The organism is Cupriavidus sp. UME77 (genome assembly GCF_014170355.1).
Taxonomy (GTDB): domain Bacteria; phylum Pseudomonadota; class Gammaproteobacteria; order Burkholderiales; family Burkholderiaceae; genus Cupriavidus; species Cupriavidus basilensis.
Genome location: NZ_LZZU01000091.1, coordinates 1 through 24,358, shown reverse-complemented (window position 1 = coordinate 24,358; position 24,358 = coordinate 1). Strand labels below are relative to the sequence as shown.

Below are 24,358 nucleotides of genomic sequence, written 5' to 3'. Positions count from 1 at the left end.
CGCCGATTGCGCCGGGCCTGCTGCGCGCGGTGCCCATCGCGGGCTGGGAACGCTTGACCGACGGCGTTGCGCACCGCGTGCGCCAGCACGCCGATGCTCAGGAAGGCGCGCTCGCGCAGTGTCACGGTGACTTCGTCCTGCGGGCCGAACACCAGCTCGCGCTCGCCGTCGAGCGCGACGATGCCGGCGCGCTGGCGCACGCGGTGCGCAACGCCGTCGGTCAAGCGTTCCCAGCCCGCGATGGGCACCGCGCGCAGCAGGCCCGGCGCAATCGGCGCGCGCAGCGCGAAGCGGCCTTCACCGGGCGCGGCCAGCTCGATCGCCAGGCCGCCGGGCTCATGCCTGCCCACGGGCTCCAGCAAGCCGCCGATGGCGGACAGCCCAATCGCCTGCGGATCGGCAAAGGACACGTAGACCGCGCCCAGCGTCTCGGTCTTCCACAAGGCGCGCGCGCCGATGAAATGCTCGTGGGAAATCACGGCGTCGACCAGCGCGATGTCGTGGCGCACCTCGCCCTCGCCGGCAATCGTGATGTCGAGCCGCTTGTTGCCGGCCAGCGCATGCGCGGCGGGAATGCGGCCGCTGGCAAACAGCCCCGTGGCCAGCCCGGTGATGGTGGGCTCGCGCATTTCGGGGTAGGCGTTGTTGGTGCCGGTGGAGATGCCGGCAATCGGCACGTTGCCGCATTCGCGCACCACCGCGCGGTGGGTGCCATCGCCACCGAGCACGATGATGGCGGCAACGCCCGCCTCGCGCATCATGCGTGCGGCCAGGAAGGTGTCGTCGACGCGCGCGGTGACCGGCATGTCAAGGTATTCCACCTCCGGCAGCGCGGCGTCCGGCCCCTGGCGGCGCGACAGGTGGCGCGCCAGCAGCACGCGCATGCCCTCGCGGTCCGGCATCATCAGCACGCGTCCAACCCCGCAGGCCGCCAGCGCGGCCAGCAGGCGCAGCACAATATTGACGCGATCGGCCAGTTGCAGCGTGTTGGCGTTGGCGATCACGCGGCGGATATCGCGCGCGGAAATCGGGTTGGCGATGATGCCGACCAGTGGCCGGTCGGCCAGCGCTTGCTCACCCATGCCTGTCTCCTGTCTTTCTGGTTATGACAGGCATATCGCAATGGGCGTGCCAACCCGCATAGGCACGTCAGAAGCGGGAAAAGCTCGGGATTACCCCAAGAAAACGCCGGGCGCGCCGGGACATTGCAGGCTGTACGCAGGCCGCAGCGTGACAGGTGTCACAGCATCAGGTGTACAGGGGGGTGAACAGGTGTAGCGGGGATCTTGCGCCGGGCAGGGAAGGCGGCGCGGGCGAGCCGCGCCGCCATGCTCGCTGGCTGGGCTAATGCGCCGCGTCGCGCTGGTTGGGCGACGCGATGCCGTAGCGCGCCATGCGGCGGTACAGCGTCATCCTGCTCACGCCGATCTGGCGCGCCACCGCGCTCAGGTTCCAGCCAGCCGCGCGCAGGTATTGCATCAGCAGCATGCCTTCCGGCGGCAACTGATGCGGGTCGAAGCCCGGGGCCGGCAAGGCCGGCGCGCTGGCGCCTTCGGTGGCCGCGCCGCCCGGCGGGACGCTGGTGGAAACCGGAAGCAAGGCCTGCTGCGGCATCCCCTCGCCAATCCCTTCCGGGAGATCTTCCACCTCGATGTGGCCGTCGTCACAGACCGCCCGCGCGTACTCCAGCGCATTGCGCAGCTCCCGCAGGTTGCCGGGCCAGCGGTGCGCGTGTAGCCGCGCGCGCGCCGCGGGCGACAGGCTCACGGTAGCTGGCTTGCCGCCCGCGTCCAGCATCTTGCCGATCAGCCAGTCCAGGTCCGTGCGCTCGCGCAGCGGCGGCAGCATCAGCCGCGCGCCGTTGAGCCGGTAGTACAAGTCCTCGCGAAAGCGCCCGCTGCTCACCAGTTGGTCCAGCGGATGGTGCGTGGCGGAAATCACGCGCAGGTTGACCGGCACCGGGCGCGCCGCACCGATGGCAAGCACCTCGCCCTCGGCCAGCACACGCAGCAGGCGCGATTGCAGCTCGCGCGGCATGTCGCCGATCTCGTCGAGAAACAGCGTGCCGCCGTCGGCCTCCTGGATCAGCCCGCGCTTGGGCCGCGAGCCCGCGCCCGAAAAGCTGTTGGGCAGGTGGCCGAACAGTTCGCTCTCGATCAGGGATTCGGGAATCGCCGCGCAGTTCACCGCCACGAAAGGGCCGTCGCGGCGCGCGCTGGCCCGGTGCAGGGCCTTGGCCAGGTACTCCTTGCCGCTGCCGGTCTCGCCGTTGATCAGCAGGTTGATGGGCGAATCCACCAGCTTTGCGGCCCGCAGCAATTGCTGCTGCAATGCGGCATCGCCACCGCACAGCGCGGCCAGCGGCGCCTGCAGCGGCGTGGCCCGCTCGGCGGTATCGCGCGCGCGCTGCCAGCGCAGCGCCGGCGGCATCACGCTCAGGTAAAGCCGCGCGCCGGTGCGGGCCAGCGCCAGCGCGCGTTGCTCGCTGGGGCGCGAATGCATGAAGCGGCCCAGCTCATCGAGCCGCGCCTCGAACAACGACTCGAACGGCATGCCAAGCAGCGGCGCGCCACCCGGGGCCACGCCCAGCTCGGCCTCCAGCATCTGCTGCGCGCGGCGGTTATGGCCAACGATGCGGCCCGACGCATCGAGCGCGAGCAGGTATTCCGGGTTGACGTCGACAAACTCCGGCGCGGCATTGAGCTTGAGGATCCAGTCTTCGCGGTGGCTGCGCACGAAGCTGGCGTTCTCGATCCGGCTGGCGTAGATGCGCACCATCTGCAGCGCCAGGCCCTGGCTTTCCTTGGCCTGCGGCGAGGTCAGCGCGGAAATGTCGAGGATGGCGCAGAGGCTGCCGTGCGAATCGAACAGCGGCGCCGCGGTGCAGGTCAGCGGAATATGGGTGGCGTCGAAATGATCCGCCTGGTGCACGGTCAGCGCCTGGCCGGTGGCCAGCGCGGTGCCAACCGCGCAGGTGCCGGCGCCGGATTCGCTCCATTGCGCCCCCAGGTACAGGCCAGCGTGGCGCAGGCGGGCATCGGCATTGGCGTCGCCCAGGTAATCCACTGTCACGCCCTGCGCGTCGGTCAGCAGCACCACGTAGCCCATCCCGGCCACCTGGCTATAGAGCGTCTGCAGCCCGTGGCGGGCAATCCGCGCAAAATCGTCGATGCGCTGCTGGTGCTCGCGCAGCCGGGTCTGCGGCAGGATGCGCGCCTCTTGCATGCGCGCCGGATCCAGCCCGTACTGATGCACGCAGCGCCGCCACGAATTCTGGATGATGGTCTCCGGCGCACGCACCATCGGCGCGCCGGCGCGGGTGGTGAGCTGGACTACCGTGTCGATGTGCTCGCGTTGCCGCAGGTCCATCGTGGTCTCCTTGTCGTCTCCTGGCGCGCTGCCGTGCCGGCGCGTGCCAACTCCCGGCTCTCGCATGGCCTCTGTGGCGCCGCAGGGTTGCAGCGTGGGCGGCCGGGAGTCCTAATGTATCCGACAGGGAGCGGCTTGGGCAAACCCGATCGCGCTGGCCGTGCACGCGAGACGCGCGCCAAGTGCAGCCAGCGCTTCACGGCGGGAGGCCGCAATCGCAGGCTTTCCCAAGCCGATGTGCGCTGGCTGGCGCACGCGCTCGCTCAAGCGCCCAGCCGCTGCGCCAGTTCCGTCAAACTATCCACCACCACATCCCAGTCCGACTCGGCCGCCAGATCCTTCGCCTGGTTCGGCCCGTACTCGGTCGGCCGGTTGACATAAGCCGTCCGCATGCCATGCGAGCGGCCATGCCGCAGGTCATTGTTGTGCGCCGCAACCAGCATCACCTCCTGCGGCTGCAGGTCGAAGAAGGCAATCACGCCTTGATAGATCTGCGCCTCCGGCTTGAAGTGGCGCACGATGTCCGCGCTGAACACAGCGTCCCACGGCAGGCCGGCATGCTTGGCCGTGTCGACCAGGCACTGCACGCTGCCATTGGAGAAGGTGGAAATGATGTAGCGCTGCTTTAGCCGCGTGAGGCCGGGCACGGTATCCGGCCAGCCTCGGAGGCGGTGCCAGGCACGGTTGAGGTGGTCCTTCTCCGCTTCGCTCAGGTCCTCAATGCCGAACTGGTCGAGCAGCGCGTCGAGCCGTTCGCGGTGCAGCACGTCGATATTGGCCCACGGCCGCTCGCCCTTGCGCACGCGCTCCATGCCGGGCACGTAGCCGGCGCGCCAGGCGTCGGCAAAGGCGGTCCAGTCGGCCTCGATGCCCTTGTTCCGCCCGAACGCGGACAGGTCCGCGATGACGCTGGTACGCCAGTCCACCACGGTGCCGAAGACGTCGAACACCAGCGCCTTGACCGCGCTCAGGTCCGCCGCCTTGCTACCTTCGCTGTTGCCGTGGCTCAATCTGTTCTCATGCATCCCTTATCTCCTCCGGGGTTGGCCAGCTCACGCGCTGGCTTGGTCCAGCAGCGCGATATCGCCGGCGCTCAGTGGCAGGCGCGTGGCGGCAATCAGGTCGTCCAGCTGCGCCAGCGAGGTGGCGCTGGCGATCGGCGCGGTAATGCTTGGGCGCGCGATCTGCCAGGCCAGCGCGACCTGCGTCGGGTTGGTGGCGGTGCGCGCCGCGACATCGTCCAGCGCCGCCAGAATCCGCAGGCCGCGCGCATCGAGATAGGCCTTGACCCGCTGGCCGCGCGCGCCGCTCTTGGCAAGATCGGCCTCGGAGCGGTACTTGCCGCTGAGAAAGCCGCTGGCCAGCGCATAGTAGTTGAACACGCCCAGGCCTTCGCGCAGCACCAGCGGCTCGAGCTCGGCCTCATACTCGCTGCGGGTATAGAGGTTGTAGTGCGGCTGCAGGCTCTCGTAGCGCGGCAGGTTGTGGCGGCGGCTGGTTTCCAGCGCCTCGGCCAGGCGCGCGGCGCTGTAGTTGGAGGCGCCGATGGCGCGCACCTTGCCGGCCTTGATCAGGCGGGCGTAGGCGTCCAGGGTTTCCTCGAGCGGCGTGTCCCGGTCTTCGTCGTCATGCGACTGGTAGAGATCGATGTAGTCAGTCTGCAGGCGCTGCAGCGAGGCGTCCACGGCGCGTTCAATATAGGCGCGCGACAAACCCTTGCGGCCCTCGCCCATGTCCTTGCCCACCTTGGTGGCCAGCACCACCTCGGCACGCTTGCCGCTGCGCTTGAACCACTTGCCGATGATGGCCTCGGACTCGCCGCCCTGGTTGCCCGGCACCCAGCGCGAGTACACGTCGGCGGTATCGATGAAGTTGAGCCCGGCGCCGACAAAGGCATCAAGCAGCTTGAAGGAAGTGGCCTCGTCGGCGCTCCAGCCGAACACGTTGCCACCAAATGCCAGGGGCGAGACTTCCAGCCCGGACCTGCCCAGTTTGCGTGTGGTGATGCTTGAAGTCATGCGTTTTGCTCCGCGGTTGCGTCGAGCCGCCCGTCATCCAGGCGCGGCGAAAGTCACATTGTAGGCAGGGATCGGAAAGCTTGCCGGCCCGGCCAAAAGCAGCCCTTTGTTCACTTATCTTTCCCCCATTCAAGTCCCACGGTGATGGGTCGTTAACCGGCTGTGGCCAGGCTATGCGTGGCGAGCGGATTCGTCTCGCCTGTGCCTGTCTGTCAACACCAAGGTCAGGCCGATGCCGCGCCGCCGGCGCAAACCGGCTGCCCATACCCGGTAAGCATGATCATGAATCGAATCTCGTTGAACGCCAAACTCTGGGCCGCGCTGGTGGCGATGTGGCTGGCCCTGCTAGCGCTGGGCACCTGGGGCGCCGTGCAAACCCGCGCCACCATGATGGCCGAGCGCCGCGAGAGCCTGCAGTCCCTGGTGAGCACCGCCGAAGGCATCATCAAGCTCTACGTGGACCGCACCGCCAAAGGCACCATGAGCACCGAGGACGCCCAGGCCGCGGCCAAGGATGCACTGCGCGTGATGCGCTTCGGCGACAAGGGCTACCTGTTCCTGCTTAACTCCAAGCCGCAGGTGGTGCTCAACCCCGGCCTGCCGGATACGGAAGGCAAGATCGTGGGCGACTTCAAGGACCCCGACGGCAAGCTGGTCTACCAGAGCATCGTCGATGCGGGCAAGGCGGGCGCGCGCGCCGGCGCCAGCCCCGATGACAGCTTCGTCACCTACCGCGGCCGCATCCCGGGCACCGAAACGCCCGCGCGCAAGCTGACGTATGTGCGCTATGTGCCGGCCTGGGACTGGCACGTAGCCACCGGCGTGTACCTCAAGGACATCGAAAACAGCTTCCAGGACAACCTGATCTCGGTGGCCGTCAGCACCTTGCTGATCGGCGCGCTGGTGTCGGCATTCATGCTGGCCATCATGCGCACCGTGCGCAAGAGCCTGGGCGGCGAGCCGGCCTACGCCACCGAGGTGGTCACGCGCATCGCCGACGGCGACTTCACCGTGCCCGTGCGCATCCACGCCGGCGACCAGACCAGCCTGCTGGCGGCCATGCAGCGCATGCAGCAGCGCCTGTCCGGCACGCTCGGCGAGATCCGCGGCGCGGCGGACTCCATCGCCTCGGCCACGCAGCAGATTTCCGCGGGCAATACCGACCTGTCGCAACGCACCGAGGAACAAGCCTCGGCGCTGGAGCAAACCGCTTCGAGCATGGAAGAGCTGACGGGCATCGTGCGCCAGAACGCGGACAATGCGCGCCAGGCCAGCTCGCTGGCGGTCAATGCTTCCGATATCGCGCAACGCGGCGGGCAGGTGGTCAACCAGGTGGTGAGCACCATGGGCGAGATCAACGGCGCCTCGCGCCAGATCGTCGACATCATCGGCGTGATCGAAGGCATCGCCTTCCAGACCAATATCCTGGCGCTGAACGCCGCCGTGGAAGCGGCCCGCGCCGGCGAACAAGGCCGCGGCTTTGCCGTGGTGGCGGGCGAGGTGCGCAGCCTGGCCCAGCGCTCGGCCACCGCCGCCAAGGAGATCAAGGGCCTGATCGACAACTCGGTGGCCCAGGTGGACAACGGCTCGGCGCTGGTCGCCAAGGCCGGCCAGACCATGGAGGACATCGTTGGCGCGGTCAAGCGCGTGACCGACATCATGGGCGAGATCAGCGCGGCATCGAACGAGCAGAGCGCCGGTATCGAGCAGGTCGGGCAAGCGGTCAACCAGATGGACACCGTGACCCAACAGAACGCGGCGCTGGTGGAACAGGCCGCCGCCGCGGCCCAAGCGCTGGCCGAGCAGGCGCAATCGATGATGCGCTCGGTGGCGTCGTTCCGGCTGGCGGCTTAGGGAGCGGGGCCGGGACTGCGACCGGGGGGAGAAGGGAGAAGGGAACAAGCCAGACAGCAAAAATGAGCCCGCGCCACACCGGCAGCGGGCTCATTTCATTTCCTGCTGGCGCCCAACGTCCGTCCGGGATTGGAAGCGTAAGAGGCACCCCTTTCGAGGTGATTAAACGACACGTCCAGCCTTGATGACACGAGCGGTAGAAACATGCGGCCGTGCTACGCATCCGGCCACATAGCCCTTCTTCTTCGGCGCTTTCGGTCCCCGCGTATGCTTGCGCATCGCGCGGGGATCAACGTGTGTCGCCATCTTGATCAACTCTCGCCCTTAGCTTACGACACAGCAAAATGAAGGAAATGGTTTGGCCGAGAAAGGTCCCCTGTCCCTCACCACGGAAGCCGAACCTTGACGCTATCCCGATGCTCGGCGATATAGAGCGAGGGCAGGAAGCGAGAAAGGAAGGTGAATTCGTTGTAGCAATGCATGAGCAGTGCCTGTCCGAACGCATCGGGAAAAGCCGCCTTGATCCCCTCGGCGCTATGCCCTTGCGCGGGCATGTCCTCGCCAAGGTAGAAATGACTTCTCAGCGTCATCCCCGATGGCGTATCGCGTCCCATGTGCAACAGCCGGCCGCCAAGTATTTCGCCGCTGCCGGTGCGTTCGGGCGCATCCCCCATGCCTACCCGGCCGCAAACCGCCGCGCTGATGGCGCCCCGGTCCCTGGCCTCGTCGTACGCCGCAGCGTCGAAATATTCATGGGGATGACGAAACTGAATGGCGAGCTTTTCCGCTGGCGAACCGGAGAAATGCTCCTCGACCAGATGAATGGACCCGATATGTGTCCCATCCTGAGCCTCTGCCCACTTGCTGGAGACATGGTCGGCCGGATGCCACCAGATGTACTGCTGCGTATTTGGGCGAAAGCGGAACCACCATTCAAACATTTCCCCCGTACAGCCGCGTAGTTCCGTGCGGCAGGCCACGTGCAAGACCCCGCTTGCGAGACGTTCATAGCCGGTCTCCAGGGCGAGCGGAGCCGGATCGAGCAAGGCGTGCGCTTCAGACAAATCCATTCCAATCTCCTTCAAAATGAAAAGAACTCCAACTGACTGGCACCTTAGAACCGCGTGGCCATCCCGATACGCCCGATGGCCTGACTGGATCCGGACGACGCCGCGTCTGGCCCGAAGAGTCCGTTGATCCATGCCTGAGCGCCGTGGTCGCCGGCAGCATGCTGGTAGACGCCTTCCAGGTAGACCGAGGTACGTTTCGACAGCGCATACATCAAGGTCGACGTGATCTGTTGCGCTTTGTTGTGGCTGAGCTGTGCATTTCCCTTCATCCACTGGTAGTTGGCGCCAAGTGTCAAGCCGCCGGAGAGGGTCCAGTTTGCGCCCGCCTGCACGACGTTCACCATTGCACCGGAGAATGTGTTGCGCGTGTTCGTGTAAAGAATGTGGGCAAGCACCGAAGGGAATCCATAGTGCGCGCCCACGCCGACGTTGCGTATGCCGTCCCGGCCATTGTTGATCGCGCTATAGCGCGCGTCCGTGACGGCAGCGCCGAGCGCCAGCGGGCCGCGCTCATAATTCACTCCCGCGCTGGCGGTCCGCCCAGAGGTTACAGAGCCTGCGATCTCACCGAAACCATACAAGGCGCCAAGAGTGAAGCCTCCAGTTGACGGTGTCACATATTTGACGGAATTTGCTACGCGCGTGGAGGCGCCGACGCGATCGAAGTCGGTCGCTCCGGTTGGATTATTCGGAATGCCGAGGCCAGTGAACGGACCATTCCGGAAATTGTAGAAGCCGCCATATAGCAGGCCACCGTCAAGACCGGAGAACAATAGAGATTCAGTCATGAAGTCGTACTGGTTCCCCAGGGAGATTTTCCCCCAGGATGCATTGCCAAGACCGACAAATGCCTGCCTGGCAAAGAGCGAACCATTCGACGGAATCGTTGCTCCATTGTCATTGCTGAACTGGCTGGCCAGTTCAAAGAATACCTTGCTGCCTCCGCCAATGTCCTCGTTCCCGCGCAGTCCGAAAATGCTTGGCACATACACCCCGGTATCGAGCAATGCGCCCCGTTTGCCGGATTGATTGCTTACATACGTCACACCGGCATCAAGCATTCCGAACAGCGATACGCTGCTCTGGGCGCAAGCGCCGGCACCGAACCCAAGACACGGCAGCGCCAACAGCCATGTTGCCTTTACGGTCTTCGTTGTTTTCATTGTCGTCTCCTCGTTATATTCTTGTACGCTGCGCTGCGGGCGCGAACTGCGGAGAGCCCCACGGAACGTGGCGCCATCACGCATCAGTCATCACCGGTTGCCAGCAACGTCCGCTGCCCGCCGTTCACCCTCCCGCGCAGGCCGGGCACCTGGGTTGGCGGCGGCCGGAAGGTGCCAGCGTGTGGGCAGAAATGCAATGCCATGGCGCGCGGCGAGTTCCCCCCAGATTCCCCTGGGATAGAAACGCATCACGACGATGCCGATCAATCCCAGAAGAATCAGGTAGGTGCTACCGGTATCGGCAAGGTACTGCCGCATCACGAAATAGACGATGCAGCCAATGATCGGGCCCTCAAGCGTGCCGATTCCGCCAATCACCACGATGAAGATGATGTAGCCGGTCCAGTTGATGTCGAACGCGGAAGCCGGCGAAATACGCAACTTGGTCAGGAAGATAAATGCGCCCAGCATGCCGTAGGCAGCGCTGACCACGATATAGACAGCGAACTTGAGGTGCCGCTGATGAATCCCCATGGTGGACGCCGCGCTCTCGTTGTCTCGTATCGCGCAGAGCGCGAGACCATACTTCGACCTGAGCATGCGGTACGCGCCATAGTTCACCGCGACGGCAAGCAGCAGGGCGACGAAATAGAGCAGCATGTCGCGGCTCATCCAGCCGAGGTCAAGGGAGCGCACCGCATCCAGGGGAATGCTGATTCCCGACCCCGCGCCAAGCGTGCTCGCCTGCGAAAATGCCAACCGGAACACCTCGGCGATCACCCAGGTCCCGATCGCCAGGTATGGTCCGGCCAGGCGAAAGACCGCAAACGCGACGATGCACGCCATGCCCGCAGCGCACAACCCGGCCAGGACGATCGATGCCAGTGGCGGCATCTTGAAGAAGATCGCCAAGGAAAAAAGGACATACCCCCCGCTGCCAAGGTAGGCCTGCTGTCCGAGCGACATGAATCCGCCATAGCCAGCCAGGATATTCCAGAGCTGTGCGAGCGCGACGAAATAGAAGAACTCGACGAGCATGGACTGCTGTCCCGTATCGAGAACGAAAGCCAGTGCGGCCAGCGCAACGGTTGCGGCAGCAAACGCGCCGTCGGTGCGCAAAAACCTCGGCGCGCCGGCAGGCAGCGTCAAGTGAGATGTCAGGTGTGCGCTCATTGGTTGCCTCGTTGGGGAAAGAGTCCGTTGGGCGCGATCAGCAGCACCAGGAGAAACAGCAGATGGCCGGCAAGGAGTTGCCAGTCGGGGTCAAGCGATGCGCCGACGCTCTGTGCGACGCCGAGCGCGATGCCGCCGGCAAGGGTGCCCCACAGCGAACCCAGCCCGCCAATGACCACCGCCTCAAACGCAAAGATCAACCGGTCCGGTCCGCTGGCAGGATCGAAACTCGCCCGCGTTCCCATGAAGACCGCGGCGATGCCGACGACGGCCATCGACATGCCGGTCGCCAGCGCGAACAGGTTGCGGTGATTGATACCCATCCAGCCAGCCGCCTCCGCGTCATCGGAGGTTGCCCTGAATGCCCGTCCGATAGCGGTGCGCCGCAGCATGAACTGGAGCGCCCCAAGAACGGCAATGGCCGCCAGCAGCGTGATCACCGGGAGGATGCCAACAGCGATGCCGCCGCCAAGGGACAGGCTCATTGTCTCGATCGAGCCGCCAGGAAGCTTCCTGGAGTCCGCAGAGAAAATACCCAGGAGACCATTCTGCAGGACGATGGACAGGCCGAACGTCAGCAGCATCGGACGCAGCACGTTGGCGCCCATGGCACCGTTCAGTAGCGCGCGCTGCAAGACATAGCCGATCGCAAACATGACCGGGACGGTTAGCAGCAACGAGGCAAATGAAGTCTCTGCCCCCGGGATGCGAATGGCAAAGGCGAGGAATGCCGCCAGCACGATCAGGTCGCCGTGCGCGACGTTGACCAATCGCATGACACCGAAAATGAGCGACAGCCCGCTGGCATACAAGGCGTAGAGGCCGCCCAGAAGAATGCCCTGAACGATCACATCGATCCAGCCCGTCATTGTTCTTCTCCAAAGTACGCGCGTCCGATCTCGTCCTTGCTGGCCGATGCGGATTTGCCGGACAGCGTGACCCGTCCCTTCTGCATGCAGTAGTAGCGGTCCGAGAAGCGAAGCGCCTGATGAATATCCTGCTCGACGATCAGCAGAGTCGTGCCTTCCTCCTTGAGGGTTGCGAGGTGGCCATACATCTCTCGAATGATCTTGGGCGCTAGGCCCAGCGACAGCTCATCGCACATCAGCAAGGAGGGGTTCGACATGAGCGCACGCCCGATGGCGACCATCTGCTGCTCGCCACCGCTCAGGGACGTCACGTTCTGCCCGCGCCGCTCCGCGAGCCGGGGAAACATCGTGTAGACGCGTCCCAGATTCCACGGACCCGGCCGCCTGGCGTACGCCCCGATCTGCAGGTTTTCCTCCACGCTCAGGCTCGGAAACATGCGGCGCCCCTCGGGAACGAGCGCAATGCCCTTGCGCACCACCACCGCCGCACTGTCGTGTCCGAGGCTGTGTTCGCGTAGGCGTATCGCGCCGTGCCTGACAGGGAGCGCTCCCGAGATCGCCTTGAGCAAGGTCGACTTCCCAGCACCATTCGCACCGATGATCGCCACCGACTCGCCTTGCTGGATTGTCAGGCTCAGGGCAAACAGCGCCTGAAAGTCACCGTAGTACGCATCGAGTTCATGAATGCTAAGCATGGGCTTCCACCTCGATACCCAGATACACATCCCGCACCGCGGCGCTGTGCATCACAGCCGACGGCTCGCCTTCCATGAGCTTTTTGCCGAAGCTCAGCACCATCAGCCGGGAGACAACCGCCAGGAGCGCGTGCACGACGTGCTCGATCCAGATGATGGCGGTGCCTTGGGCGTGGATGCATTGAATGGTTGCAACCAGTTCCGCCGCCTCGCCCTCCGTCAAGCCGCCTGCAATTTCGTCGAGCAACAGGACCTTCGGGCGGGTCGCCAGCGCTCGCGCCAGTTCCAGTCGCTTGCGTTCGAGCAGCGACAGCGCAGCCGCCGGCTTGTCGGCATGGCGGAGCAACCCGGTCAGTGCCAGCGTTTCGTAGCAGTGCTGCTGAGCTCGGCGCGCGTCCAACCTGGCGCCAAAGAACGCGCCCACGAGCAGGTTCTCAAATACCGTCAGCTGGGAAAAGGGCCGGGGGATCTGGTACGTTCGGCCGATCCCGGCAATCGCCCGCTCGTTTGGAGATGCATTGGTGACGTCCCGCCCTTCCAGCAGGATACGGCCGCTGTCCGCGCGGATGTTGCCGCTCAGCAGGTTGAAGAAACTGCTCTTTCCGGCACCGTTGGGGCCAATGACGCCCAGCGCTTCGCCGTCACCGAGCGCAACGGACAAATCGTCGGCGACCGTCACCGCGCCGAATCGCTTCACCAGCATTTCGGCGGAAAGGACACAATGATCCATACGACCCCTCAGGTGAGAATTGCCAGGCGCTTCTGCACGCCGATATCCTTCGCAAGCGTTGCGCTCACGATCTGCAGATCCAGTGGATGCCTGTTGCCCGCGGTCCATTGCGCGCCTACCAGCGGCGTCTTGGTGACGTTCTTGACCGGGCTCCCAGTCCACTTGACGGGACCGACGGCCGACGCGTAGTCGGTAGCGCGGATCGAGGTGACAATCGCCTGTGGCGTCAGCGCGGCGCTCCGCTTGAGCACGTCAAGTGCGACCTCGAACAAGGACAGCGTTGCGCCAAGGGGTTGCACCCACTGCCGGCCGGTAGCCGCTTCGTAGGCAGCGGCAAACTGTGCGCTGGTTTCGCCGGTCAGTGTGGAGCGATAGGGATAGGCGGGCGACCACGCCACCTCCGTGGACAAGCCGACGCCTCGTGGCCCGAGTCCTGCAACCGCGGAAGGAAAGAGCAGCGCCTTGGCAAAGGTCACGATCTTCGGCTTGAAACCCTGCTGGGCTGCCTGGCTCCAGAATGTAGCGAACGCTGCGGGCGGCAGGACGCCCGTCACGATCTCCACGTTTGCCGCCTTGAACGCGCGGATCTGCGCCGAGAAGTCATTGGCGGTCGGCTGGAACCGGCCAAGGTCGATGAGCTTGTAGCCTTTCGCAGCAAGCGCCGCCGGAAAGCCAAACGCCTTGTCACTGAACGCGTTGCCTTCTGCATCGTTCGGCCAGAGCGCTCCGACGGTGCGATTGGTGGCGGCGCCGGCGCTGTCCCAGATGGCCGTATATACCGCGATCAGGTCTTCCAGTCCCCAGCAAAAGTGATACGTGTACTCGAAGCCCTTCGCCGGCGAACCGCCTCGCCCGAAGTAGTAAGGTTGCCACGGGCAGTTCGTGGTGATGCAGGGGATCCGGCCCAGCTCGCATTGATCGGATACGGGGTTGACGGTGTCCGCAGTGCACGCGGACACAATCAGGTCCACCTTGTCGTCCTTGATCAGGCTTGCCGTGACCTCGGCGGCGCGATTCGGATTCGACTGGCTATCCTTTTCGATGATCATTACAGGATGCACATTGCCCGCTACGGAGATGCCGTTCGCAATCGCTGCGCGCACGCGCTGCAGGATGAATCCATCGGTCTCCGCGAACGGGGCGAGCGGCCCTGTTCGAGGGCTCACGTAGCCAATCTTCAGCGGCCGCGCGGCCGCCGAAGCGTGCCGGATCGATTGCACGCCGACCGTGGACGCGCCCAGTGCTACCAGGCCGCGCAAGGTGGCGCGGCGCCCGGCGGAGTGCATTCGGCGGACAGTGCCACCTTCCATTTCCTTCTTCATGTCTTGTCTCCTGTCATGCTTATGTCGGCGCGGCTCTTCTTTGGAACCGCTTGCCTTTCGTACCTGCCGCTCCGGGCGGGGCGAATCACTATCCGGCTGTGTAGCCTCCGTCGATGTATAGGGTCTGGCCGGTGCAAAACTCCGACGCCCTGGAAAGCAGGAACTGCAACGCCCCGACGAGATCCTCAGGTTCCCCCAGGCGCCCGAGCGGAATACGCGCGAGCATCCCTTCGCGCGCCGCGCGGCCGCGATCGTCATCGGCGAACATCCATGCCGTGAGCTCGGATCGGAACACCGTCGGCGCGATGGCGTTGACGTTGATGCCGTAGCGGCCCAGCTCGCATGCCAGTGTCCGCGTCAAGCCATCGATCGCAGCCTTTGAGGGGCAGTAGGCCGAGTAACCGGCGGCAAGCCCGAGCTTGCCGCGCGTGGACGACAGCAGGACAACCCTGCCGCGCTGCGCCATCTCGATACAGTGGGTGGCGAAGGCCTTGCAGACCAGCCACGATCCGCGCACGTTGGCTGCCATTACGTGTTCCCACTGTTCCGTGGTCATATCCTGGATCGGCGCGGGATCGTTGGTACCCGAGCCGACGACGACGAAGTCGATGGCGCCGAACTGCGCAACCGCTTCGTCGATCAGGTTGCGGGCATTGGCCTCCGTGTCGGGCCTGCATGCCTTGGCCTTGACCCGGATGCCGTCGGCATTCAATTGCACTTCGAGCTCGCGCAGCGCCTGCGCATTCGCCCCCGCGATCACGAGTCTCGCTCCGGCATCGGCCAGGCTGTGTGCCGCGGCCCGTCCGAACGCGCCGGTGGCACCGGTGATCACGCCTACCTTGCCTGACAAGCCAAAGGCGGCACTGGTACTAGCCATTGTTTCCTTCTCCTGTAGATTGGCTCCCGGGCAAGGCCGAAGCCAGGATCACGAGCATCGAGGCCGGCAACCTGGAATCGTTCCTGATGCTTCGCCCTTCGCCGGCCGGAATCACGCACGAGTCCAACGCCTTGAGCACGACGTCCCCGCCGGCGGTTGTGAGCGTGATCTCACCGCTCAGCACCACGTAGACCTTCTCTGTCGGCCCTGCGTCCCATTGCGCACCGCCGTCTGGCAAAAAGTGCGACAGGCCTACCCAAAAATGCTCCACGTGCGTGGCATCGAGCCCCTGCAAGCGCAGGGACCGCATGTCGAAATGCCTGGCCGCGTCATAGCGAGCGGCGGCATGCAGTCGTTTGACTTCCATGGCCGCGTCCGTTACAGACCGCTTTCGATACGGAAGGACTGGCTCTTGTCCTGCATCGCCACCACGCGCACGATGCATCCGTCGCCCTTTACCCAGCGCCAGGGGAACGCCGCTATCGTCACCCGCTTCCCGGTCACCTTGTCGAGATCGCCCCCGACATTCTCGATACCAGGGATACCCGCCTCGAGCAGCGCACGATGCGCCGGCTCCCAATACGGAAAGTCCTGCTCGACGGAACGGCCCGTTTCACGCTCATACTCCTCGCATACCCGCGGCAAGAGCGGGCCAACACCGTGGCGGCCGATAGCAGTGCCCAGCGGATGGTCAAGGGCTTGCTGGTCGACGCCCACCATCTTCACGCCCTTTTCGGCCAGCCATTCGCCTGCTTCCTTGTACAGGCCGGGAGAGTAGGCGTAGTACTGGCTGTTGTCGCCGTAATGATGGTGCCAGCCGGTGTTGATCATAACGATGTCGCCCCTCTGGATCTTCGGATAGGCGTTCTCTAGGTCCTTGGCCGTGATGACTTCCCACTTTTTCTTGGGAATGCTGACCACCACGCCCGTGCCGAAGAAACGGTCCAGCGGGATCTCGTCCAGGAACGGCGTGCCTTCGATCACGTGCGCAGGCGCATCGATATGCGTACCGCTATGCATGACAGTGGTAATGCGTTGCGTGAGCACCCCGGACTTCGCCATGTAATGGATCCGCTCGATCTTCACGTCTTCGAAGTACGGCCAGTTAGGTACGCCGTGACCCCAGGGGTGGCTCAGTTCGACGAATTCGACGCCGTCGGTATTGGAAGGGGGCGTGGCGGGGTATGCGGATATCGACATGATGTCTCCGTTGTGGAAAGGATGGCGTGATTTCAATGGGTTCAGAACGCGACGTTGTCGCGCCCTTTGAGTTGCAGCATGGATCGCGCTTCGGCGGGCGATGCGATATCGAAACCGAGTTCTTCCAGGATGTGGCGGATCTTCCTGACCTGGTCGGCATTGGACCGCGCCAGCTTGCCGCGCCCGAGGTACAGGCTGTCTTCGAGGCCGACCCGCACGTTCGCCCCCATGATCGATGCGTAGGTCAGCAACGGCATCTGGTGGCGCCCGGCACCCAGCACGGACCAGTAGTAGTCGCGGCCGAACAGCCGGTTAGCCGTCTCGCGCATGAACGTCACGTTCTCGGCTGCAGGCCCGATACCGCCCAGGATCCCAAAGATCGTCTGGACAAAAAACGGCGGCTTCACCAGGCCTGCATCGACGAAGTAGGCCAGGTTGTACAGGTGCCCAACGTCATAGCACTCGAACTCGAACCGGGTCCCGCATCCTTCGCCAAGCTCCATGAGGATGCGTCGGATGTCCTTGAAGGTATTGCGAAAGATCGTATCTTCCGTGCCCTCCACGTATGGCTTCTCCCAATCGTGCTCCCACTGGGCAATCTTCGAAGCGACAGGGTGGATCGAGAAGTTCATCGAGCCCATGTTGAGCGAGGCCATCTCGGGCCGCGCGCGCAATGGGGGCGCGAGTCGCTCCTCCAGTGTCATCTTCGTGCTGCCGCCGCTCGTGATGTTGATCACGGCATCGGTCTGCCGCTTGATCTCCGGAAGGAACTGCATAAAGACGTCGGGATCGGCACTCGGGCGGCCGTCCAGCGGATCGCGCGCATGCAGATGCAGGATCGACGCTCCCGCCCGCGCGGCGTCGACCGCCTGCTGCGCAATGTCTTGGGGCGTGATTGGCAGATAGGGCGACATCGTGGGCGTATGGATCGCCCCCGTCACCGCGCATGAAATGATGACCTTCTCAGCTGCCATGGCTGTCTCCTGTTTATTTTAGTACCGCATTGCGGTTACTGTGTATCGCTTTGCGGTTACTTTATGGAGGGGCGTCAGCGTTGTCAAGCGTATAGGCAGCGGCGTTCCCTGTAACGCGTTCAACGGGAGGCATGCAACTCCCTCGCAGCCCTTGCCAGGACTGGGAATTCGGCTGTTCAGCAGCGTTTACCCTTGGTTGACCGATGCCGGTTTCCTGCTTATTGTTAACCGCGATAAGGTACATATGTACCGTATAACGGTTAAAAATAAGCGGGAGAGGATATTGAATTCAATGTGTATCGGTGTCGTCGGTGCCGGGCTGATGGGCCACGGCATCGCGCAGGTATTCCTGGAGGACGGCCGGTTCGATGTGTGCGTCTACGATGCCGCGCCAGGCTTGATTGAAACCGTGCAGGAACGTATCGCTTCCAATCTGAAGACGCTGGGACGCCCCGCTGTGTCTTTCGCAAAGCTCAAGCTGAGCGACGACATCGGCGAAGCCTTATCCGGCTGTCAGATCGTGTTCGAAGCTGTGCCCGAGAAGCTCGAGATCAAGCATCACGTCATGCGCCAGATCGAGGCGGTCGTATCTGGCGAGTGCATCATCGCGTCGAACACTTCCGTCATACCCATCGGCCATATCGGCGAAGCGATCAGCAAAAAGGATCGCCTCGTGGGAACGCACTGGTGGAATCCGCCCTTCCTCATCCCGCTAGTTGAAGTCGTGCAGGCGACGGCAACGAACCAGCAGGTCGTCGAACGCACGATCTCGCTGCTGGAATCGGTCGGCAAGGTGGCGGTACACGTCAAGAAGGATGTTCCCGGCTTCGTCGGCAATCGCTTGCAGCATGCGCTCTGGCGCGAGGCAATCGCCCTTGTGTCGCAAGGCATCTGCGATGCGCGGACGGTGGATCTGGTCGTCAAGAACTCGTTTGGCCTGCGGCTGCCGGTATTGGGGCCGCTGGAGAATGCCGACCTGGTCGGGCTGGACCTGACGCAGGACATTCACGCCGTTATCCTGCCGACGTTGGATAGCACGTCGTGGCCGAACCGTATCGTGACGAACAGCGTGCGCGACGGCAACCTCGGCATGAAGTCCGGGAAGGGATTCTACGAATGGACGTATTCGAGTGCGCAGGGCGTCAGGGAGCAGCTCCTGGCGTATCTTGCCGCCGCCCTAAAGGAACGCAGCGATGCCCAGACGTAAGGCGTAGCCTTGGGGAACAGGGCCGGAACCTGGGTCAGGCCCTGCGCAGCGGTCCTGCCAGGAGCCGCGCCCTGCATTCCACAAGCTTCTCAGTGAGAAGCGCTTCGCTTTGCACGAAACGGTGGGTCGGGGTCGGCACCGAGATGGCGATACGCTGGTCCATTGGCCCGAGCAAGCCGATTGCGACGGCGCAAATCCCCAATGAGTTCTCCTCGCGGTCCACGGCGACATGGGTGGCCCGCGTCGACTCAATATCCTTTGCGAGATCGTCCCAGCTGCGAAGGGTATGCGGTGTCAGTTGCTCGAACTTCAGCTTGCCTTTCATCTTGGCCAGGGCCGCGTCGTCCAGCATGGCAAGCAGGGCCTTGCCATTCGCCGAGCAATGCAACGGGAACGCGGCTCCGACAGCGGAAACGGCCCGCAGCACATGCGTGCCCTGTACCTGATCGATAAACACCGCCTTGTTCTGATCCAGTATCGACAAGTCCACAGTTTCTCCCGTCGCTTTCGACAAGTCGACAAGCGCGTCGCGGACCAGATCCGCGATCTCGAACTTCGTCGCGTTGGCCAGCGAGAGGATAGCCGGACCAAGCCGCACGCCACTGCCGCCCGAAGCGGACATTGTCAGACCCTCCGCGCCCAGGGCATCGACAATCCGCTGCACGGTCGAGCGCGGCAAATCCACATCTTTTGCAATGGCGCCAAGACTCAGGCCACCTGGGTGGCTGCTCAACGTGCGCAGTATTTCCGCCGCCCGCGCAATGACCTGGATGCCTGCCCTCGCGGCGCGGGGGTCCTCTCCGGGGTATTCGGAGTGTGGGGTGGGGGACGGTGCCGCAGCGGCGACCGACGATTCTGACTTCCGCATTCTTCAATACTCAAATGGTTGCACGGATGTAGGACGGCGGAAGAGAAAAAGTCTGCCAACTGCCATGCTGAGGTAGATCCTTCGTCCTCGGTGCGCCGGTCCCTGGGCAGAATCTTATTGCAGCAGCGTTATGCATGGAGCCCAATGGATGCATCAAGGACGCCTGCTGCCCCGAAACACGGGTTCAGGAAAGCCGATGTGAATTATAGATCAACGTAGATTGCGCGCCTCACTTGACCGTCGCGCAAGAACAGTGCGGCTCCAACTCGCATGGGAATGCAGCAGCCTTGCAGCCTGCGGCGACCTATTATTTCGATCGCGTTCGAGCGCCGCGAACCATGACCTGAGCGGCAGACTCACAGCCGAAAAACGATACTCTCAAGTGAGCCCTGTCATGATCGCATGGCAATGCCCAGTGCCAACACCACGTGGATTCGTGATCGGCTGTGACTGGGTGCCGCGATCGGGGGCACAAGGTGGAAGTATTGGTAGGGACGCTGGTTTCGGGTGTAATGGAAATCAACCGCCCCGACGCAAGCGCTTCCGTGCATTGGTTGTCGGGCAGCACACTCCATCCTTGACCCTTTACGACGAGATCCCGGATGCTGCGCAGGTCGGGAATGATCAATGCGGCCGGCAATGCCGAGAGTTACCCGTGGCCAGAATCTTTTTGAAACGGCCTCTAAGCCCTATGCGTTGCGAAGTATCGACTGGGCGCCTCACCCAGGACATGCTTGAAGACTGCCGCGAATGCACTTGCGCTGCTGTAACCCAGCTCCATGGCAACGCGCGTGACAGGTTCGCCGTTGCCGAGCCGAACCACGGCCGCGAGCAGGCAGGCTTGTTGCCGCCATTCGATATAGCTGACGCCGGTGTGCAGCCGAAACTGACGGGTAAAGGTGCGGCGGCTCATGCCGGTGCGCCGCGCCATGTCGTCGATGCCGATCTCCTGCGAGGGGAATGCCAGGAACTCGCGGCAAGCGCGATCGAGGCGCGGCTCCGCGGGCAATGGCGCATTGAGAGATAGCGCGGGCATGGCGGCGATCTCGTGCAACAGCAAACCCATCAGATGGCCGTCGCGCCCGCCGGCCGCATAGTGCGTGGGCACCGCCAGCGCCTGCTCCAGCAATTGCCTCAACAGCGGCGACACGTCGCAGACCTGGCAATGCACAGGCAAGCCAAGCCGCTGCACGGCCTGCTCGCGGATGTAGGTGTTGAGCATGGTGACCGGGCCGCGCATCTGCATGGCGTGTGGCAGCCGGGACGGCACCCAGACGGCGCGCTGGGGCGGCACCACCCAGTTGCCCTCGTCGGTGCGTACCGTGATGACACCACGCGCGGCATAGGCGAATTGCCCGCGCTGATGGCGGTGCGATGGGAAAAGCTCGCCGTCCGCGTAGTCTCGTGCCGTCACGACGGCATCGCACGGCGTGTTCTCGTAGGGATCGATCGTGGTTTTCCGCATGGCCTGATTTTATTTCTTTTTGACCTGCAATCGAAAGCAGGCCATACGGATTTCCGGCAAATTTCCGTCGATGCCAGCGCTTGACGCCTTGCAGCCAGGAAGAGACACACCGACCATGCAGAGAAAACACCTGTTGCTGGCCGTCGTCGTGACGGCCGTTTGGGGATTCAACTTCCCCATCACCAAACTCGGGCTTGCCGGGATCGATCCACTGCTGTTGACGGCCATCCGTTTTACGCTGGCCGCTTTGCCGTGGGTGTTCTTCGTGAAACGACCGCAGGTGGCCTTCCATTGGCTGGCGGTCTATGGATTGATCTTCGGCGTGGCGATGTGGGCGTTGATCAACCTGGGGATTGCGATGGGCGTACCGCCCGGCAGCGCCTCCTTGTTGATCCAGTTCAGCGCATTCTTCACGCTGGGCTGGGGCGTGCTGTTGTTCCGCGAAAGCCTGGCATTGCCTCAGTTGATCGGCATGGTGCTGGCTGCCATCGGCCTGGTGGGCATCCTGCTGGGCAGTCCCGGCAGGGCCACCACAATCGGTTTTAGTTTGGTGATGGTCAGCGCCGTGGCCTGGAGCATCGGCAACATCGTCATCAAGGTGTCCAAGGTGCGCGAGATCTTCGCCTTCGTGGTGTGGGCCAGCCTGTTCCCGCCGATTCCGCTGTTTCTGTTGACCTGGCTGCTGCATGGGCCGGGGCCATTTGCCGCGTTGCCCTCGCATTTGAGGGGGGCCGCCATGTTTTCACTGGCGTTCCAGGTCTACGGCGCGACGCACTTCTGCTACTGGGGATGGAACCTGCTTTTGCGCGAGTACCCGGTGTCGCGGGTTGCGCCCCTGTCGCTGCTGATTCCGGTGTTCGGCATCGTCAGTTCCCTGTTCATCATCGGCCAACGCCCCAGCGCCTCGGATAGCGTCTGCATCGCGCTGATCCTGCTGGCACTCGCCGTCGGCATGAACAAGGGTCGCATCCTGCCGGCAAGGCAGCCCGTTAAGCGCCGGCCCCTTGAAAGCCAAGTCTCCGTGAGGGAGCCTTGAGCGGCACCGACCCGGCCCCCAGCCCGAAGTGCGCTCCGATCTTTTGACTTCCGAGGGCTGAAACGCGCAATGCGCATTGGCGAGTTCCAGTTGCTTTAAATGGCGATGTATGTCAGTTTACAGGACATATTCATCCAGCATACTGGACAACCATGGACATCAACGATCTCATCGCCCGGCGCGTGCGAACGCTGCGCGACGCCCAGGGCTTCTCGCTGGCCGCGCTGGCTGAGCGCAGCGGCGTGAGCCGCTCCAACATCTCCTTGATCGAGCGTGGCCAGAGCAGCGCCACGGCCACGGTGCTCGACAAGCTGTCCGCTGCGCTGGGCGTCACCGTGGCGTCGCTGTTCGAGGACAGCACGCCGCAGGCCGAGCCGTCGCCCATGGCCCGTGCGGCGGAGCAGCCGGTGTGGACCGATCCCGCCTCCGGCTATATCCGCCGCAACCTCTCCCCGGCGGCACCCTCGCCGATCCAGCTGGTTGACGTGGTCTTCCCGGCAGGCAAGCGCGTGGCTTATGAAACCGCCGCGCGCGAAGCCGATATCCATCAGCAAGTCTGGATGATCGATGGCGTCATGGAAATGACAGTGGGCGACCAGCACTGGCGCCTGGAAACCGGCGACTGCCTGTCCATGCGGCTGGACCGCCCCATCGTCTACAAGAATCCCACCCGCAAGCCTGCGCGCTACGTCGTGGCGCTGGCCACGATGCCATTCACGCCAACCAGGAGAAACGCATGACCGAGATGCCCGGGATGACCGAACATATCACCGTGCGGCGCGTCAGCGCTGGCGAAGCCGCCGCTTGCATCGAGGCGCTGGCCGATGTGCTGATCGATTGCGTGGAGGGGGGCGCGTCGGTGAGCTTCATGCTGCCGCTGCCGCGCGAGAAGGCCCTGCAGTTCTGGCGCGGCGTGGCCGATGGCGTCGCGCGCGCAGAGCGCGTGCTGCTGATCGCGCAGGACGGCGAAGGGCAGATCCTTGGCACCGTCCAGGTCATCCTGTCGATGCCTGACAACCAGCCCCACCGCGCCGACGTGGCCAAGATGCTGGTGCACCGCAAGGCCCGCCGCCGCGGCGTAGCGCAGCTGCTGCTGGCGGCCCTGGACGATGCCGCGCGCGAGGCGGGCAAGTCGGTGCTGGTGCTCGACACGGTGACTGGCGGCGACGCCGAGCGCCTGTACGCGCGCGCGGGATGGCAGCGCGCCGGCGAGGTGCCGAAATACGCGCTGATGCCGGACGGCGAGTTCTGCGGGACTACGTTCTTCTACAAGCACCTCTGAGCGCATCGGCGCCATCCGCACGAGTCGATGCGGGCAAGGCGGGCGCGCGCGCCGGCGCCAGCCCCGATGACGGCTTCGTCACCTACCGCGGCCGCCTCCCAGGCACCGAAGCGCCCGCGCGCAAGCTGACCTAATGGTTGGCTCCAGACGGCTCACACCCACAACCGGTACAGCCAGAACGATTCGTCTTCGTCAAAGCGCCGCGCAAACTCGCTCGGCGAAAAGCCGGTGATCTGTTTGGAGGCGCGGCTCAAATGGGCTTGATCCGCAAAGCCCTCGTCCTGGGCAAGCCCTGCCCAATCGAAGGGCAGGCCCGCCTCGTACCGGTCCCGCGCGGAAAAGAACACGCCTTCGGTCTTGACGAGCGACTGCCACTGGCGTAGCGATCGCCCGCTGTGCGCCTTGATGCGGCGCTCGACCTGGCGCGGGCTGTGCGTGCGCAGCCATGCGTTGGCTTGCCAGGCGAGGCGTTCGACCCAATGGCGGCCAAACCGGCGCAGCGAGGGCATGGGCGACGTGCCGCCCTGCAGCGCCTGCCAGCGCTGCGCAAGGTGCAGTTCCAATGCGGCCTGCGTGGCCGCGTCGTCGGCGGCATCGAGCAGCGCCTGCAGGAATGGCCACCAGGCGGCATCGAGCACTGCATGGGCGGCGACAAAGCGGTCCTGCACGGCAGCCAGGTCCAGGCCAAGCAATGCCCGCGCGGCATCCGCCGCGAAGCACACCGTGCCAGCACGCCCGGTGGTCGGTGCCCAGCCCACCGTAGGACGGGACTGGCTGCCCGAGACCACCACCGCCGCGCCGAATGGCCGCCACTGCGGGCTGCCGCCGGTGCGCTCGACAAGCCCCGCATCCAGGCCCTGGTACCACGAAAGACACACCAGCGGCGTGGCCGCGACATGCGACAGCCGCTGCGCGCTGCTCAAGTTCAAGCCGCGCGTATCGCGGTGGACGACGGCGGCAACCGCGCCCTGCAAGGCGGGCGGCGCGAGGTACAGGCGGTCGCGCACGGTCTTCGCTTCGCCCGGCGCGCGGGGCGCGCGCGCTAGCGGATCGGGGCAATGTGGCGGCAGGGGCGGCAGTTCGGTGGAGAGCATCGCGCGAAAAACAGGGAGCCGGCCATGTCGTTTGCGTTCAAGACCGGCGCCGCAGGATGGTGAACAATGGGTCGAATGAATACCTCATCTTC

At 64.3% G+C, this 24,358-nt stretch carries 23 protein-coding genes; 5 read left to right on the top strand and 18 right to left on the bottom strand.

Translation table 11 applies throughout. The features are described from left to right. From A9975_RS35550 to A9975_RS35535, 4 genes are all read right to left on the bottom strand, one after another. Positions 1-1,082, bottom strand: a 1,082-nt coding sequence (locus tag A9975_RS35550) for an ATP-NAD kinase family protein (RefSeq protein WP_255504242.1), incomplete at its 3' end; no start/stop codon positions are given. A gap of 262 nt (positions 1,083-1,344) precedes the next feature. Continuing rightward, a complete protein-coding gene (locus tag A9975_RS35545) occupies positions 1,345-3,369 on the bottom strand; it encodes a sigma-54-dependent Fis family transcriptional regulator (protein ID WP_183036820.1) in 2,025 nt (674 codons plus the stop codon). Between the two features lie 263 nt (positions 3,370-3,632). After that, positions 3,633-4,394, bottom strand: coding sequence for a haloacid dehalogenase type II (locus A9975_RS35540; RefSeq protein WP_255504241.1), 762 nt, complete (start codon positions 4,392-4,394; stop codon positions 3,633-3,635). A gap of 27 nt (positions 4,395-4,421) precedes the next feature. Beyond that, the gene (locus A9975_RS35535; protein WP_150992316.1) at positions 4,422-5,387 is read right to left on the bottom strand and encodes an aldo/keto reductase; all 966 of its coding nucleotides are present in this window, start codon (positions 5,385-5,387) and stop codon (positions 4,422-4,424) included. A gap of 282 nt (positions 5,388-5,669) precedes the next feature. Between A9975_RS35535 and A9975_RS35530 the strand changes: the two genes are divergently transcribed. Beyond that, entirely contained in the window at positions 5,670-7,241 is a 1,572-nt protein-coding gene (locus tag A9975_RS35530; protein ID WP_183036819.1) for a methyl-accepting chemotaxis protein, read from the top strand. 383 nt (positions 7,242-7,624) lie between these two features. Here A9975_RS35530 and A9975_RS35525 read toward each other — a convergent pair whose 3' ends face one another. From A9975_RS35525 to A9975_RS35475, 11 genes are all read right to left on the bottom strand, one after another. After that, positions 7,625-8,311, bottom strand: a complete 687-nt coding sequence (locus A9975_RS35525) for a DAPG hydrolase family protein (RefSeq protein ID WP_183036818.1) — start codon at positions 8,309-8,311, stop codon at positions 7,625-7,627. Between the two features lie 44 nt (positions 8,312-8,355). Beyond that, positions 8,356-9,474, bottom strand: a complete 1,119-nt coding sequence (locus A9975_RS35520; RefSeq protein WP_183036817.1) for a porin — start codon at positions 9,472-9,474, stop codon at positions 8,356-8,358. 90 nt (positions 9,475-9,564) lie between these two features. Then, entirely contained in the window at positions 9,565-10,647 is a 1,083-nt protein-coding gene (locus A9975_RS35515) for a branched-chain amino acid ABC transporter permease (RefSeq protein WP_183036816.1), read from the bottom strand. Further along, a complete protein-coding gene (locus A9975_RS35510; RefSeq protein ID WP_183036815.1) occupies positions 10,644-11,516 on the bottom strand; it encodes a branched-chain amino acid ABC transporter permease in 873 nt (290 codons plus the stop codon). The genes A9975_RS35515 and A9975_RS35510 overlap by 4 nt, the downstream gene beginning before the upstream one ends. Continuing rightward, the gene (locus tag A9975_RS35505; protein ID WP_183036814.1) at positions 11,513-12,211 is read right to left on the bottom strand and encodes an ABC transporter ATP-binding protein; all 699 of its coding nucleotides are present in this window, start codon (positions 12,209-12,211) and stop codon (positions 11,513-11,515) included. Before A9975_RS35505 ends, A9975_RS35510 begins: the two co-directional genes overlap by 4 nt. Next, entirely contained in the window at positions 12,204-12,941 is a 738-nt protein-coding gene (locus tag A9975_RS35500) for an ABC transporter ATP-binding protein (RefSeq protein ID WP_183036813.1), read from the bottom strand. The genes A9975_RS35505 and A9975_RS35500 overlap by 8 nt, the downstream gene beginning before the upstream one ends. An 8-nt stretch (positions 12,942-12,949) precedes the next feature. Continuing rightward, entirely contained in the window at positions 12,950-14,263 is a 1,314-nt protein-coding gene (locus tag A9975_RS35495) for an ABC transporter substrate-binding protein (protein ID WP_183036812.1), read from the bottom strand. A gap of 88 nt (positions 14,264-14,351) precedes the next feature. After that, entirely contained in the window at positions 14,352-15,140 is a 789-nt protein-coding gene (locus A9975_RS35490; protein WP_183036811.1) for an SDR family NAD(P)-dependent oxidoreductase, read from the bottom strand. Continuing rightward, complete coding sequence (locus A9975_RS35485) at positions 15,133-15,507, bottom strand: cupin domain-containing protein (protein WP_043356332.1); 375 nt, start codon at positions 15,505-15,507, stop codon at positions 15,133-15,135. Before A9975_RS35485 ends, A9975_RS35490 begins: the two co-directional genes overlap by 8 nt. Before the next feature lie 11 nt (positions 15,508-15,518). Then, positions 15,519-16,340, bottom strand: coding sequence for a cyclase family protein (locus tag A9975_RS35480; protein WP_150992334.1), 822 nt, complete (start codon positions 16,338-16,340; stop codon positions 15,519-15,521). Positions 16,341-16,381: 41 nt separating this feature from the next. Then, entirely contained in the window at positions 16,382-17,314 is a 933-nt protein-coding gene (locus A9975_RS35475) for a 3-keto-5-aminohexanoate cleavage protein (protein WP_183036810.1), read from the bottom strand. Between the two features lie 292 nt (positions 17,315-17,606). Here A9975_RS35475 and A9975_RS35470 point away from each other — a divergent pair, with 292 nt between their 5' ends. Then, entirely contained in the window at positions 17,607-18,521 is a 915-nt protein-coding gene (locus A9975_RS35470) for a 3-hydroxyacyl-CoA dehydrogenase family protein (RefSeq protein ID WP_220811001.1), read from the top strand. 34 nt (positions 18,522-18,555) lie between these two features. Here the strand turns inward: A9975_RS35470 and A9975_RS35465 are convergent, their stop codons facing one another. Both A9975_RS35465 and A9975_RS35460 read right to left on the bottom strand, forming a co-directional pair. Further along, on the bottom strand, positions 18,556-19,389 hold the full coding sequence (locus A9975_RS35465) for an IclR family transcriptional regulator (RefSeq protein WP_183036809.1): 834 nt from the start codon (positions 19,387-19,389) through the stop codon (positions 18,556-18,558). Positions 19,390-20,071: 682 nt separating this feature from the next. Beyond that, positions 20,072-20,854 (bottom strand): helix-turn-helix domain-containing protein, encoded by a 783-nt coding sequence (locus tag A9975_RS35460; protein WP_183036808.1) that lies wholly within the window; start codon positions 20,852-20,854, stop codon positions 20,072-20,074. Positions 20,855-20,987: 133 nt separating this feature from the next. On the opposite strand from A9975_RS35460, the gene A9975_RS35455 reads away from it, so the two are divergent. From A9975_RS35455 to A9975_RS35445, 3 genes are all read left to right on the top strand, one after another. Then, the gene (locus A9975_RS35455) at positions 20,988-21,890 is read left to right on the top strand and encodes an EamA family transporter (protein ID WP_255504240.1); all 903 of its coding nucleotides are present in this window, start codon (positions 20,988-20,990) and stop codon (positions 21,888-21,890) included. A gap of 152 nt (positions 21,891-22,042) precedes the next feature. Beyond that, positions 22,043-22,630 carry a helix-turn-helix domain-containing protein gene (locus A9975_RS35450; protein WP_043352911.1) on the top strand — a complete coding sequence of 196 codons (588 nt, stop codon included), beginning with the start codon at positions 22,043-22,045 and terminating at the stop codon, positions 22,628-22,630. Between the two features lie 14 nt (positions 22,631-22,644). Continuing rightward, positions 22,645-23,172: a GNAT family N-acetyltransferase gene (locus A9975_RS35445; protein WP_183036821.1), complete on the top strand. Its 528-nt coding sequence runs from the start codon at positions 22,645-22,647 to the stop codon at positions 23,170-23,172. A 152-nt stretch (positions 23,173-23,324) separates the two neighbouring features. Here the strand turns inward: A9975_RS35445 and A9975_RS35440 are convergent, their stop codons facing one another. Continuing rightward, a complete protein-coding gene (locus A9975_RS35440) occupies positions 23,325-24,266 on the bottom strand; it encodes an AraC family transcriptional regulator (RefSeq protein WP_183036806.1) in 942 nt (313 codons plus the stop codon). Positions 24,267-24,358 lie beyond the last annotated feature (92 nt).

Bases quoted from the DNA above. Each gene is read 5' to 3' on its own strand.
- A9975_RS35505 (WP_183036814.1), bottom strand. From the start codon at position 12,211: ATGCTTAGCATTCATGAACTCGATGCGTACTACGGTGACTTTCAGGCG.
- A9975_RS35535 (WP_150992316.1), bottom strand. From the start codon at position 5,387: ATGACTTCAAGCATCACCACACGCAAACTGGGCAGGTCCGGGCTGGAA.
- A9975_RS35520 (WP_183036817.1), bottom strand. From the start codon at position 9,474: ATGAAAACAACGAAGACCGTAAAGGCAACATGGCTGTTGGCGCTGCCG.
- A9975_RS35480 (WP_150992334.1), bottom strand. From the start codon at position 16,340: ATGTCGATATCCGCATACCCCGCCACGCCCCCTTCCAATACCGACGGC.
- A9975_RS35545 (WP_183036820.1), bottom strand. From the start codon at position 3,369: ATGGACCTGCGGCAACGCGAGCACATCGACACGGTAGTCCAGCTCACC.
- A9975_RS35510 (WP_183036815.1), bottom strand. From the start codon at position 11,516: ATGACGGGCTGGATCGATGTGATCGTTCAGGGCATTCTTCTGGGCGGC.
- A9975_RS35530 (WP_183036819.1), top strand. From the start codon at position 5,670: ATGAATCGAATCTCGTTGAACGCCAAACTCTGGGCCGCGCTGGTGGCG.
- A9975_RS35475 (WP_183036810.1), bottom strand. From the start codon at position 17,314: ATGGCAGCTGAGAAGGTCATCATTTCATGCGCGGTGACGGGGGCGATC.
- A9975_RS35470 (WP_220811001.1), top strand. From the start codon at position 17,607: ATGTGTATCGGTGTCGTCGGTGCCGGGCTGATGGGCCACGGCATCGCG.
- A9975_RS35495 (WP_183036812.1), bottom strand. From the start codon at position 14,263: ATGAAGAAGGAAATGGAAGGTGGCACTGTCCGCCGAATGCACTCCGCC.
- A9975_RS35500 (WP_183036813.1), bottom strand. From the start codon at position 12,941: ATGGATCATTGTGTCCTTTCCGCCGAAATGCTGGTGAAGCGATTCGGC.
- A9975_RS35445 (WP_183036821.1), top strand. From the start codon at position 22,645: ATGACCGAACATATCACCGTGCGGCGCGTCAGCGCTGGCGAAGCCGCC.
- A9975_RS35450 (WP_043352911.1), top strand. From the start codon at position 22,043: ATGGACATCAACGATCTCATCGCCCGGCGCGTGCGAACGCTGCGCGAC.
- A9975_RS35490 (WP_183036811.1), bottom strand. From the start codon at position 15,140: ATGGCTAGTACCAGTGCCGCCTTTGGCTTGTCAGGCAAGGTAGGCGTG.
- A9975_RS35540 (WP_255504241.1), bottom strand. From the start codon at position 4,394: ATGCATGAGAACAGATTGAGCCACGGCAACAGCGAAGGTAGCAAGGCG.
- A9975_RS35460 (WP_183036808.1), bottom strand. From the start codon at position 20,854: ATGCGGAAAACCACGATCGATCCCTACGAGAACACGCCGTGCGATGCC.
- A9975_RS35465 (WP_183036809.1), bottom strand. From the start codon at position 19,389: ATGCGGAAGTCAGAATCGTCGGTCGCCGCTGCGGCACCGTCCCCCACC.
- A9975_RS35515 (WP_183036816.1), bottom strand. From the start codon at position 10,647: ATGAGCGCACACCTGACATCTCACTTGACGCTGCCTGCCGGCGCGCCG.
- A9975_RS35525 (WP_183036818.1), bottom strand. From the start codon at position 8,311: ATGGATTTGTCTGAAGCGCACGCCTTGCTCGATCCGGCTCCGCTCGCC.
- A9975_RS35485 (WP_043356332.1), bottom strand. From the start codon at position 15,507: ATGGAAGTCAAACGACTGCATGCCGCCGCTCGCTATGACGCGGCCAGG.
- A9975_RS35440 (WP_183036806.1), bottom strand. From the start codon at position 24,266: ATGCTCTCCACCGAACTGCCGCCCCTGCCGCCACATTGCCCCGATCCG.